This is a genomic window from Phascolarctobacterium sp. ET69, from assembly GCF_023336935.1.
Taxonomy (GTDB): Bacteria; Bacillota; Negativicutes; order Acidaminococcales; family Acidaminococcaceae; genus Fusicatenibacter_A; species Fusicatenibacter_A intestinipullorum.
In genome coordinates, this window is the sequence record NZ_JAMBLR010000001.1 from 234,255 (window position 1) to 246,402 (window position 12,148).

12 protein-coding genes and 1 riboswitch are annotated in these 12,148 nt (G+C 45.8%); of the genes, 9 read left to right on the plus strand and 3 right to left on the minus strand.

The genetic code is table 11. From position 1 onward, the window contains the following. Window positions 1–8 precede the first annotated feature (8 nt). Window positions 9–1,385, plus strand: a complete 1,377-nt coding sequence (gene rlmD / locus M3079_RS01155; protein WP_249076707.1) for a 23S rRNA (uracil(1939)-C(5))-methyltransferase RlmD — start codon at window positions 9–11, stop codon at window positions 1,383–1,385. Between the two features lie 82 nt (window positions 1,386–1,467). On the opposite strand, the gene M3079_RS01160 is transcribed toward rlmD, so the two are convergent. Both M3079_RS01160 and M3079_RS01165 read right to left on the minus strand, forming a co-directional pair. Next, a complete protein-coding gene (locus M3079_RS01160) occupies window positions 1,468–2,718 on the minus strand; it encodes a secretin N-terminal domain-containing protein (protein ID WP_249076708.1) in 1,251 nt (416 codons plus the stop codon). Further along, window positions 2,711–3,163, minus strand: a complete 453-nt coding sequence (locus tag M3079_RS01165) for a hypothetical protein (protein WP_249076709.1) — start codon at window positions 3,161–3,163, stop codon at window positions 2,711–2,713. The genes M3079_RS01160 and M3079_RS01165 overlap by 8 nt, the downstream gene beginning before the upstream one ends. A 117-nt stretch (window positions 3,164–3,280) precedes the next feature. Here M3079_RS01165 and M3079_RS01170 point away from each other — a divergent pair, with 117 nt between their 5' ends. Continuing rightward, the gene (locus M3079_RS01170; RefSeq protein ID WP_249076710.1) at window positions 3,281–4,474 is read left to right on the plus strand and encodes a GspE/PulE family protein; all 1,194 of its coding nucleotides are present in this window, start codon (window positions 3,281–3,283) and stop codon (window positions 4,472–4,474) included. 9 nt (window positions 4,475–4,483) lie between these two features. Further along, window positions 4,484–5,518: a PilT/PilU family type 4a pilus ATPase gene (locus M3079_RS01175; RefSeq protein ID WP_249076711.1), complete on the plus strand. Its 1,035-nt coding sequence runs from the start codon at window positions 4,484–4,486 to the stop codon at window positions 5,516–5,518. A gap of 55 nt (window positions 5,519–5,573) precedes the next feature. Here M3079_RS01175 and M3079_RS01180 read toward each other — a convergent pair whose 3' ends face one another. After that, window positions 5,574–7,310: an NFACT family protein gene (locus M3079_RS01180; protein ID WP_249076713.1), complete on the minus strand. Its 1,737-nt coding sequence runs from the start codon at window positions 7,308–7,310 to the stop codon at window positions 5,574–5,576. Window positions 7,311–7,442: 132 nt separating this feature from the next. Here M3079_RS01180 and M3079_RS01185 point away from each other — a divergent pair, with 132 nt between their 5' ends. The 6 genes from M3079_RS01185 to metK all read left to right on the plus strand — a co-directional run bounded on the left by M3079_RS01185 (window position 7,443) and on the right by metK (window position 12,071). Continuing rightward, window positions 7,443–8,342, plus strand: a complete 900-nt coding sequence (locus M3079_RS01185; protein ID WP_249076714.1) for a YicC/YloC family endoribonuclease — start codon at window positions 7,443–7,445, stop codon at window positions 8,340–8,342. Between the two features lie 14 nt (window positions 8,343–8,356). Beyond that, window positions 8,357–8,617 (plus strand): extracellular matrix/biofilm regulator RemA, encoded by a 261-nt coding sequence (locus tag M3079_RS01190; RefSeq protein ID WP_021716623.1) that lies wholly within the window; start codon window positions 8,357–8,359, stop codon window positions 8,615–8,617. A 21-nt stretch (window positions 8,618–8,638) separates the two neighbouring features. Continuing rightward, on the plus strand, window positions 8,639–9,262 hold the full coding sequence (gene gmk, locus M3079_RS01195) for a guanylate kinase (protein WP_349293322.1): 624 nt from the start codon (window positions 8,639–8,641) through the stop codon (window positions 9,260–9,262). A gap of 11 nt (window positions 9,263–9,273) precedes the next feature. Further along, window positions 9,274–9,462, plus strand: a complete 189-nt coding sequence (gene rpoZ, locus M3079_RS01200; protein WP_349293323.1) for a DNA-directed RNA polymerase subunit omega — start codon at window positions 9,274–9,276, stop codon at window positions 9,460–9,462. 14 nt (window positions 9,463–9,476) lie between these two features. Next, the gene (coaBC, locus tag M3079_RS01205; RefSeq protein WP_249076718.1) at window positions 9,477–10,676 is read left to right on the plus strand and encodes a bifunctional phosphopantothenoylcysteine decarboxylase/phosphopantothenate--cysteine ligase CoaBC; all 1,200 of its coding nucleotides are present in this window, start codon (window positions 9,477–9,479) and stop codon (window positions 10,674–10,676) included. Between the two features lie 50 nt (window positions 10,677–10,726). Further along, window positions 10,727–10,829: riboswitch (SAM riboswitch) on the plus strand. A gap of 63 nt (window positions 10,830–10,892) precedes the next feature. Then, window positions 10,893–12,071 (plus strand): methionine adenosyltransferase, encoded by a 1,179-nt coding sequence (metK, locus tag M3079_RS01210; RefSeq protein WP_249076721.1) that lies wholly within the window; start codon window positions 10,893–10,895, stop codon window positions 12,069–12,071. Window positions 12,072–12,148 lie beyond the last annotated feature (77 nt).

Genomic DNA, 12,148 nt, shown 5'->3' on the forward strand with positions numbered 1-12,148 from the left:
GGGCAGAAATGACTAAACAACAACCACCATTTAAATTAAACGACATAATTGAAGTAAATATAACAGGGCTTGGCAGCAGCGGCGAAGGCGTGGGCAAGGCTGATGGATTTACGGTTTTTGTACACGGCGCCCTGCCGGGAGAAAAAGTATCCGTAAAATTATTTCAGGTAAAAAAATCCTATGCTTCCGGCAGAATTTTAAACATTTGGGAAGAATCTCCGCAGCGCGTTAAACCGCAATGTATTTTTTATGAAAAATGCGGAGGCTGCCAATTGCAGCATTTAAACTACGAATGGCAGTTAAGCGTTAAAAGGCAGCAGGTTAAAGATGCCATTGAGCGCATTGGGCATATTACCGGCTGCGAAGTACTGCCGGTGCTGGGCATGGAAAATCCATGGCATTACCGCAATAAAATGCAGTTCCCGGCAGCTAAAACAGAAGGAAAAATTCAAATTGGCTGCTATGCGACTTTAACCCATAACGTTATAAATATTGATGACTGCCTTATCCAAAAGCAGGCTAACAACAAAATTATGCAGGTTGTGCGCCAATGGATGCAGCAGTTTAATATTTCTGCTTATGACGAAACTACCGGCAAAGGCGTTGTGCGCCATGTTATGGGGCGTGCAGGGGCTAAAACCGGCGAAGTTATGGCTGTAATTGTTACAGCCTGCTATGATATTCCGCATGCAGGCGAGCTTGTAACAATGCTTAAAACTGAAGTGGACGGTTTAAAAAGTATTGTGCAGAACATTAACAAAAAGCGTACCAACATAATTATGGGCGCTAAAAACCGTGTTCTGTATGGCAAAAGTACAATTAAAGACAGGCTTGGCAATTTAAAATTTAATATTTCGCCGTTGTCTTTCTTTCAGGTAAACAGCGCGCAGACCGAAAAGCTTTACGCCACGGCGCTGGATTTTGCTGCGCTGAGCGGCAAAGAAACGGTTATTGACTGTTACTGTGGTACAGGTACTATTTCGCTGTATCTGGCGCAAAAGGCACGCAAAGTGTACGGAATAGAAATTGTTGAGCCTGCCATTAAAGACGCCAACGAAAACGCCAAAGCGAATAATATTGCAAATGCAGAGTTTATTTGCGGCGACGCTGCCGTGGAAATGCCGGCGTTGTTAAAAAGTGGCGTAAAGCCGGATACAGTGCTGCTTGACCCTCCGCGCGCAGGTTGTGATAAAAAGGTTTTGGCAGCCATTGCCGGAGTAAAACCTGAAAAAATTGTTTATGTATCATGCAATCCGGCTTCATTAGCGCGTGATATGGCTTTTTTAACGGAAAACGGCTATAAAGCAGTAAAAGCACAGCCGGTGGATATGTTTCCGATGACGGTGCATATTGAAACAGTGGCTTTGCTGATATTGGAAAAATAAAAGTTAAAACAGGCATTATACTTTTGTATAATGCCTGTTTTGCATAAAAAGAGCGGCAAGCCGCTCTTTTTTTATAACATTTTTAGTTGTTATCATCAAAAATACTGCCGCTTTCCAGCAATTTGCTATTGTAAATTGCCGGTGATTCGCCGGGGTTTGTTAAATGCGGCGTTAAAATCATAATAACTTCGGTTTTTGTTTTGCTGGTGGTGCGGTTTTTAAACAGTTCGCCTAAAAGCGGAATGTTTGATAAGAACGGTACTTTTTGCAGCCGTTTTTGTTCTTCTTCATTGATTAAACCGCCTATTACAAGAGTTTCACCGTCGCGCATTCTTACGGTAGTGGTGGCACTTCGGCTGGTTATTTTGTAATTTTTCAGTTCGGAAATAAGTGTGGGGGTACTGACTTCCGTATGTACAACCGAAGTTATCATACCGTCGCTGCTTACTATCGGCGTGTATTGCAGTTTAATACCGGCGTCAACGTAATCAGTGGTGTTGGTTGTAACGGAATTTTCAATTTTTTCCGTTGTAACAGGAATGTGATCGCCTATAAATATACTTGCTTCACGCCCAGGTATGGTTATTATGCGCGGTGTTGCCAGGATTTTGGCTTTGCCTTTGGCAAAAAGGGCGTTTAAAGCAGCGTTAAAACGGAATTCATAATTAGCACCAAAATGTACTACGCCGCCAAAATTTTCGTTATCAGAATCATCGTTATCGTCATCATTGCCGTAGTAATTGCTGTTTTGTGGTATTTTATCCCAGTTCCAGCTGATGCCGAGGTTCTCGCTGTCTTCGCGGTTTACCGCAATTATTTTGGCTTCAAGCGTTACCTGCTGCGTGGCAGTATCAAGTGCGGCAACTGCACTGCGCAGGCGCATTTCGTCGGTGGGGGTGCCGGTAAAAATAATGCTGTTGGTAACAGTATCGGTGCTTATTTTGCTGTTGGTGCCAATAAGCGGTGCCAGTGCTGTTTTAAGTTCTTCCGCTTTGGCATAGTTAAGTTTAATAATACTGGCCGTATCGTTAAATTTTTCCATACCTGCGGCAGAGCTAACCAGTATAACATCGCCGGTAAGGCGGTAACTTAAGCCTTTGGCAGCAGTAATTATACGCAGTGCGGTTTCAAAAGGCACGTCTTTAAGGTTAAGCGTAACCGTACCTTGTACGGAACTGTCGGCAACAATGCTTTTGCCGGAAAGTGCTGCAATGGAAGCGAGCACATCACGTACCTGGCCGTCGCGCACGTTAAGCGTAATACCGTTTGCATAAGCCAAAGGCGAAGCCGCAAGTAACAAAGCAGTTAAAAGAGCAGTAAAAACTTTAGTCATGGGCTGTTCCTCCTGCTTTTAACATAAGCGTTTGGGAATCTTTTTTGAGCAGTACGCTGTTTGGGGTGATACTGCGTACTATAAAACCATTAATTTTGCTGCCCGGCTGATAGTAATTGCTTTGCCCTGCAAATTCTATAATCGCCATGATGGTGCTGCCGTTTTGCACTGTTCCTTTTAAAACGGGGGTTAAAGCGGCAGTTTGGTGTTTAATATCCGGCGCGGCCGGAGCCAGAAATGGGTTGCGCTGCGGTTTGATGCTTTTTGCAGCCGGCGGCAGTTGAATGGGGGTATAAACTGCATGGCTGTTTACCGGCGCATGTTTTTGCGCAGTGCCTGCAAGCGTAAACTGCAAAGCGCTTAAAATCAGCATTGTGCCTGCCGTTAAACATAAAACAAGCGGCGGGCGTTGTAATTTAATGTGTTCCAGAAGCTGTTCCTCCAATAAACCTCCGGTATCCGCAATTTCGGTTCAATATTATACCATAAAAATTTACTTGAAGATATTATTTTTGCTGGTTATAATAATAAAGCTGCAAATTTTTGTAATGGAGAGAAAAAGTTGATAATACAAACCGAACGGACATTGTTTAAAAAAGATGAAAACGCTGATGCCGTAAAGGCGGCTGACGGCCTTATTGCCAAAGCCGCTGTATCCGGCGCAAGCGATATACATATAGAACCGGGAGAAAACAATGCGTGTGTGCGTATGCGTATCGACGGCGTTCTTTATAAAGAAGCCGAAATGAATAAAACGCTTATGCAGGCTGTTGTTTCGCGCGTAAAGGTGCTGGCTGGCATGGATATTGCCGAAAAACGCCTGCCGCAGGATGGCAGCATTAAGCTTGAACTTGACAGACGCAATATTGATTTGCGTATTTCTTCGCTGCCGACTATTTTAGGAGAAAAAATAGTTATACGTATTTTAGACAGGGAAAAGTTTGCCCTGAATTTGGATGAACTTAATTTTACGCCGGAAAATTTAGCGCTTTACCGCAGGCTTTATAATTATGGTAGCGGCATAGTGCTGCTGACAGGGCCGACCGGCAGCGGCAAAACCACAACGCTTTATGCCACGCTGGCAGAGCTTAACAGCAGCGAACGCAATATTGTAACCATAGAAGACCCTGTGGAATACCGCATTAATGGCATAAGCCAGGTTGCTGTAAACGAAAAGGCCGGGCTGACTTTTGCAAGCGGACTGCGCAGCATTTTGCGGCAGGACCCGGATATTATTATGCTTGGTGAAATACGCAGCCTTGATACGGCGGCAACTGCCATACGTGCAGCGCTTACCGGGCATTTGGTGTTCAGCACGCTGCATACCAATAATGCCGCGGGAGCTGCGGTGCGGCTTGTCGATATGGGTATAGAGCCGTTTTTGGTTGCATCTGCCCTGCGCGGAGTTGTTGCGCAAAGGTTAGTGCGGCGCATTTGCCCGCATTGCAAAACTGCTTATGCCGCAAACGCGGAAGAAAAGGCTTATTTAAACATTAACGGCGGCGACGGTTTAACGCTTTATAAAGGCAGCGGCTGTGAAAAATGCCGCGGAACGGGTTATTTAGGGCGTATGGCTTTGCAGGAGGTAATGCCTGTTGTGCCGGAACTGAAAAAATTTATTTTGGGCAAGGCGCAGGAAGAAACGCTTTTTGCGGAAGCAGAAAAATTTGGTGCGGTAAGTATGCGCAGCGACGGAGTGCAAAAAGTATTAAAAGGGCACACTTCTTTAGAGGAAGTTTTACAGGCCGTGCATTAAGGAGTAAAAATGCTGGAACATATTTTAAAGGAAGCCGTGCTCCAAAACGCTTCGGACGTGCATATAAAAGCAGGCGGAGTGCCGGTATTCAGAATTAACGGCGTTTTAAACAGGCAGAATTTACCTGCTGTAAGTGAAAATGCAATTACATCTTTTATTGAGCAGTACAGTGCTTGTGCCGTTAACGAAACAGAAGCGGATTTTTGCTGCCGTATTGCTGGCGCAGGAAGCTTTAGGGTGCACGGATATTTACAGAATGGCTTTCCGGCACTTGCCGTAAGAATAATAAAAAGTACAGTACCGTCGTTATCAGACTTGAACGCTCCGCCTGTTTTGGAGAAGCTTGCCATGCAGCGCAGCGGGCTTATTCTGGTAACCGGCCCGGCCGGAAGCGGCAAAAGCACAACGCTTGCGGCTATGGTTGATTTTATTAACCGTAATAAAAGTGCGCATATTGTTACTTTGGAAGACCCGCCGGAATACAGGTTTACGGAAGATAAAAGCATTATCAGCCAGCGGCAGGTTGGCAGTGATACCGCCAGTTTTGCACTTGGCCTGCGTGCGGCACTACGACAGGACCCTGACGTTATTATGATTGGAGAGCTGCGTGATGCACAAACTGTTGCCGGTGCAGTTTCCGCTGCCGAAACAGGGAATTTGGTGCTTGCAACGCTGCATACGCGCAGTGCTGTTTTGGCAGTATCGCGGATGCTGGATTTTTTTGCGCCGGAAAAACAGCAGCAAATGCGTGCGCAGCTTGCAGAAAATTTACAGGCTGTTATAGCGCAGCAGCTTGTTCTGGGCTGCCATGGCGGAAGAACGGCAGCTTTTGAAGTTTTAACCTTTACGCAGGCCGTGCGCAGCCTTTTGCGTGACGGAAAGGCTCATCAGCTAGCAAGCTACATGCAAAACGGCAGGCAGCAGGGAATGCAGTGCATGGATTACGCACTGGCATATTTGGCAAAAACAGGGGAGATAACAAAACAGACAGCACAAGAATATGCTTTTGATATTGACTTGCTAAATAAATATTTATTGCAGTAAAAAACTGCACCGTTAAAGTTATTGAACATATCATAGCTTTGGGTGCAGTTTTTGTTTAATTTATTAATTTGTTTATTGTTTCTTCTTCTGGCGTTACATAATACGTTGTCTGGTTAGTGTAAATAACAAAGCCGGGTTTGGCACCGCTCGGTTTTTTTACAAATTTTCGCAGGGTACAGTCAACAGGTATTTTACTGCCGCCGCGGGCTTTGCTGAAATATCCTGCCAGCGTTGCCGCAGTTTGAATGTCTTTTTCATCTGCCTGCGGCAGAGTTGTTTTTAAAATAACGTGCGAACCGGGAATGTTTTTGGTATGGAACCATAAATCATTGCCGCTGCCGATTGAAAAAGTAACGTAATCGTTCTGTTTGTTGTTTTTGCCGATATATAAAGCTGTATCTTCCGAAAGTTCAATAATTGTTGGTGTTGATTTTGCCTGCGGCATTTTATTTTTGGTATTTTTTACGGTTATAAAGCCTGCGGCAGCAAGTTCTGCCTTAATTTCAGCAACTTCGGCCCTTGTTTGTACAAGTTTAAGGGCAATGTCGATGCTGGCAAGGTATTCAACGGCTTCTTCCGTAAGTTTCAGCTGTTCTTTAATTTCTGCCTGCGCACGTTTTAATTTATTATAGCGCTTATAATATTTTTGTGCGTTTTCGCTGGCAGTTAAATCGGGCGCAAGTTTTATGGTAAGCGGCATGCCGTCATAAATATTTTCCAGTGTACATTCACTGCTGCCTTTGGCAATGCGGTACAAATTTGCCATTAAGGTATCGGCAATAATGCGCTGCTGTTCGGCATCTTCCGCCGCGGTAAGTTCCTCTTTTAAAAGCAGTATTTTCTTCTGCAGCTTTTCGGTTTCCGCATTTACTGTTTTGTTTAAAACCTCCTGTTCCGGCAAAAGAACGGGCGTAAGGTTTTGCGCAAAAGCAACGGCGCTGTTAAGCGAGGCAAACTCTTTTACGGTTTCGCCGCCTGTAAGCTGCAAAGGTTTAAACGGAAGTATTGTTTTAACTGTATTGGTGCGGGTAATAATTGCGTATACAGGTGCAGTACCGATTTTGGCAGCGTTAATATTTTTTTGCAAAGTGCCAATGGCATCTGCCAGTGCGGCAGCATTTTCGTTTGAAATACCGCCTTCGGCAGTTATGCCGGCAAATTTTAAAAGCTGGCCTGCCGTATACTGACCAATGCCGGTTGTAGCGGCAATAAGTGCTTTTTGCGGCGGCAGGGGCAGGTTTTGTGCCGCTGCGGCAATATCCAACGGGGCGGATGTTAAAATATCCAGCCCGTCCTGCGGCGGTGGGGCAATGTAGGCAAGCCCCGGCAGAATCTGACGGTAACTGCTTAACGCTTTGCCGATGTGTTTCAGGCTGTCTAAAATTACGCCTTCGCTTACAAAAATAATATTGGCGTTTTTTCCGGTTAGTTCAAAAATAAGCTGTTTGCTGATAATTTGCCTTGCGCTGCCTATGCTGCTTATTTCCATTGTAACAACGCGGTCCAAACCGCTTTGCGTTATTTTGGTAATGCGCCCTTCTTCCAGATGCTTGCGCAGAAGCATACAGAAAGCAGGCGGGGTTTCAGGGCGTTCCGGCGTTTTATCAGGCATATATAAATAGGGCGAAGCACCGGAAAAATCGGCAGCTAAAGGTATAACGGCGTTTTCTGTTTTAACAAGCAGCAGAAGGCTGCTTTTGTTAGGCATAAAAACTTTGTATATTTTGCCGCCGAGCAGCTTTTGCTGCAGCCGGCTTGTGAGAATATTTATTGTAATACCTTCCAAATTCATGGAAATTCTCCTTTTTTCTTTAAAAATTTGCGTTTTTCGTTTGCTTATGAAGTCATAATAGGGTATAATATTATTTCAAGAATAAGTATACAACAATTTTACTAATTTAGAAATGCGGCGGGAGGTTTTATTTTGCTTAAAAGTATGACTGGTTTTGGCCGCGGCGAATATGAGGATGAAAAGTTTTCGGCAACGGTAGAAATGAAAACGGTAAATCACCGTTACAATGAAGTGGCTATCCGTTTGCCGCGCTTTTTAAATCCCCTGGAGGACAGGATACGCAAAACTATTTTGCGCAGTATTAACCGTGGGCGCATAGATGTATTTATCACAGCAGATTATGTAAATGACGGGCTCTGCACCGTTAAAGTGGACAGGCCTTTGGCAGCGGCGTACCATAACGCTTTGCAGGAAGTTGCCGAAGCTGCCGGTATCGGCGGCTGCAAGCTGGCCGAGCAGGCAGAAGTATTGTACCTTGCGCGCTGCCCGGACGTTATCAGCGTTAAAGAGGGCTTTTTTGACGTGGAAACCATTTGGCCGCAGCTTGAACAGGCTTTGCAGCAGGCTGTTAACAACCTTGTTGCCATGCGCGAAACGGAAGGCGGCAATATTTACGGCGATTTTATCAAGCGCGCCGCGCTGATTGAAGAAAAACTTTTGCAGATAGAAGCACGTTCGCCGCAGGTTGTGGAAGAATACCAGGAACGTTTGAGCGAACGCATTAACGACCTGCTTGAAAAATATAACCAGACTGTAGAGCCGGAACGTTTATTGCAGGAAGTTGCCATTTTTGCCGACCGTACAAGCATTACGGAAGAAATTGTAAGGCTGAAAAGCCACATCAAACAATTCCGCGAAATTATTAACCTTAATCAGCCGGTGGGCAGAAAGCTTGATTTTCTGGTGCAGGAATTTAACCGTGAAGCCAACACCATTGCTTCCAAGGCCAATGATTACACCATTGCCCAGCTGGTGGTAGACATTAAGGCAGAAATTGAAAAAATCAGGGAACAGATACAGAATATCGAATAAAAGGAGGCTGCTTTATGGATATTAAGCTTATTAACATAGGCTTTGGCAATATAGTTGCTGCCAACAGGATTATTTCTATTATCAGCCCGGAATCTGCGCCGATAAAAAGAATTATTCAGGAAGCGCGCGATAACGGCACGCTTATTGACGCAACTTACGGGCGCAGAACACGTGCGGTAATTGTTACTGACAGCGGCCACATTATTTTGTCGGCCGTACAGCCGGAAACCGTTGCCAACAGGCTTGTACAGAGCGATGACGAAGATGAAGAATAACGGCTGAGCAGGGGAGGGCTTATTTTGAAACCAAAAGGATTGCTGCTGGTTTTGTCGGGTCCGTCCGGCGCCGGTAAAGGTACAATCTGCCAGATGCTGCGTGAAAAGCTGCCGGATATTGGTTATTCGGTATCTGTAACAACCCGCGCTCCGCGCGAGGGCGAAGTTGACGGCGTAAGTTATTTTTTTAAAACTGTTGAAGAAGTTAAAGCCATGATTGCCGAGGGCGGCCTTCTGGAGTATGCCGAAGTATACGGCAACTATTACGGCACGCCGCGCGATTATGTTATGGATTTGCTTAATCAGGGCAAAGATGTAATTTTGGAAATTGATATTCAGGGCGCTTTGCAGATTAAAAAGCGTTTCCCGGACGGTGTGTTTGTGTTTATTGTTCCGCCTTCTCTGGATGAGCTTTCTTCGCGTATTTACAAACGCGGCACAGACAGCGAGGAGGTTATCAAAAAACGCCTTGCATCCGCCACGGGCGAGCTTGCTTACGCCAGTGAATATGACTATATTATAGTTAATGACATTGCCGAAAGGGCCACGCAGAAAGTTTTGACCGTTATGGAAGCAGAACGTTACCGCGCCGCCCGTACATATTTTATTATTGACGAAATTTGCCATTGCAGAAAAGAGGAGTGATTTTAATGTCTATGGTAGATCCTTCCATCGATTATTTAACAGAAAAAGTTGACAGCAAATATACTCTGGCCATGCTGGCTGCCAAACGCGCACGCGAACTGACTGTGCCCGGGCAGAACCTTCCGGAAAAGGAAGTAAGCATTGCCTTGAAGGAAATTGCAAACGATACCATTACTTATGAGCGCAATCAGGGTAAATAAGGGAGGCGCCGGCCTTGTTGAAGGGTAAGAAAATTGTTTTAGGTGTAACAGGCGGCATTGCCGTTTATAAAGCCGTTGACCTGGTGAGCAAACTGCGCAAACAGGGTGCAGAAGTGCGTGTCGTTATGACGGAACATGCCCAGCAGTTTGTAACTCCGCTGACTTTTAAGGAAATCAGCGGCAATAAAGTTGCTGTTTCCATGTGGAATGCCAATCAGGAATTTAACGTTGAACATATTGCCCTTGCCGATTGGGCCGACCTGTTTATGGTTGTGCCGGCAACGGCCAACATCATTGCCAAAATGGCATACGGCATTGCCGATGATTTGCTTTCGACAACGCTGCTTGCGGCACATTCACCGGTTATTGTGTGCCCTGCCATGAATACGCATATGTATGAAAGTCCTGCCACGCAGGAAAATATTGCCAAAATTAAAAGCCGCGGCATTGTGGTGATGCCTCCGGCAAGCGGCGTACTGGCCTGCGGTGCCGTTGGTGCAGGGCGTTTGCCTGAACCTGCGGATATAGTTAATTTTGTGAAGGACTTTTTTGCAAAAACGGAAGGCGATATGCGCGGCCTTAAAGTTTTGGTAACTGCAGCCGGTACGCGTGAACCCATTGACCCGGTGCGTTATGTGGGCAACCGCAGCAGCGGCAAAATGGGTTATTCCATTGCACAGGCAGCGGCAGAACGCGGCGCAGAAGTAACCCTTGTTACAGGCCCCAGCGCGCTTACACCGCCGCCGAACATTAAAGTTGTAAATGTAGAAACAACGCAGCAGATGATGGATGCGTGCCTTGCCGTTTACGACGGATGCGACATTGTTATCAAGGCGGCGGCCGTTGCCGATTACCGCCCGCATGATGTGGCAGCGCAGAAAATTAAAAAGAAAACCGATGATGCTTTAACGGTTGTAATGGATAAGAACCCGGATATTTTAAAAACGCTGGGTGAACGCAAAAAAGGGCAGTTTCTTGTTGGTTTTGCAGCAGAAACCCAGAACCTTATTGATAATGCCAAAGAAAAAGTTACCAAGAAAAACCTTGATATGATTGTTGCCAACGATGTAACAATGCAGGGAGCAGGCTTTGGCAGCGAAACCAATATCGTAAAACTGATTTTCCCGGACGGCAGCATTAAAGAACTGCCGCAGATGAGCAAGTACGACGTTGCGGAAGAACTTTTGAACACCGTTCTGCGCTTAAGGAAATAATTGTTGCCTTTTTTACATAAATTGGATATAATATCATAGTAACTTAATATTACTCATCAAGAGCTGGTGGAGGGATTGGCCCAATGAAACCGCAGCAACCATTGCATTAATGCAAACGGTGCTAAGTCCTGCGAGTTAATCGAGAGATGAGAATGTCGGTACAATCAGCGGCGCTCTCACAGAGGGCGCTTTTTTATTTACATAAGGAGGAACAGAATGAGAAAATTATTTACTTCCGAATCTGTTACGGAAGGGCATCCTGATAAAATTGCCGATCAGATTTCTGATGCTGTGCTTGATGCTATTCTGGCAGAGGACCCGCATGGCCGTGTTGCCTGCGAAACCGTAGTTGCAACCGGGCAGATTCATGTTGTCGGCGAAATTTCTACGAGCTGCTATGTTGATATTCCTAAAATCGCGCGCGAAACCGTTATCAATATCGGTTATGACCGTGCTAAATATGGCTTTGACGGCAACACCTGCGGCGTTTTGATTTCCATTGACGAACAGTCGCCGGATATTGCGCTTGGCGTTGATAAATCTCTGGAAGCAAAAGAAGGCAAGGCCGATGAAAACGAAGTAGGCGCCGGTGACCAGGGCATGATGTTCGGTTATGCCACTAACGAAACCCCGGAATACATGCCGCTGCCTGTTTCTTTGGCACATAAACTTTCCCGCCGCCTTGCAGAAGTGCGCAAAACCGGCGTTCTGCCTTACCTGCGCCCGGACGGAAAAACCCAGGTAACCGTTGAATATGACGACGGCAAACCTGTACGCATTGATACGATTGTTATTTCCACGCAGCATGCTCCGGAAATTGCTCTGGAACAAATCCGCCGCGATATTATGGAATTTGTTGTAAAACCGGTTGTACCGGCAGAAATGCTTGATGACGAAACCAAATATTACATCAACCCGACCGGCCGTTTCGTTATCGGCGGCCCGCAGGGCGACAGCGGCCTTACCGGACGTAAAATTATAGTTGATACTTACGGCGGCATGGCCCGTCACGGCGGCGGTGCTTTCTCCGGCAAAGACCCCACGAAAGTAGACCGCAGCGCAGCTTACGCAGCACGTTATGTAGCTAAAAACGTTGTTGCCGCAGGCCTTGCCGATAAATGCGAAATTCAGCTTGCTTATGCAATTGGCGTTGCACAGCCTGTTTCCGTTTTGGTAGATACTTTCGGCACCGGCAAAATTGACGACGACAAAATTGCCGAACTTATTAAAAAGAACTTCTCTCTCAGCCCGTCCGGCATTATTAAAACGCTGGATTTGCTGCGCCCGATTTACAAGCAGACTGCTGCTTACGGGCATTTTGGCCGTACCGATGTAGACCTGCCGTGGGAGCATACCGATAAGGCAGAAACTTTAAGAAAACAGGTCGGACTGTAAAATTTAAAATTTTAAACTGTTTTGAACTGCACCCCAAAAGTTAGACTTTAGGAGGTGCAGTTTTTTTATTAAAGTAT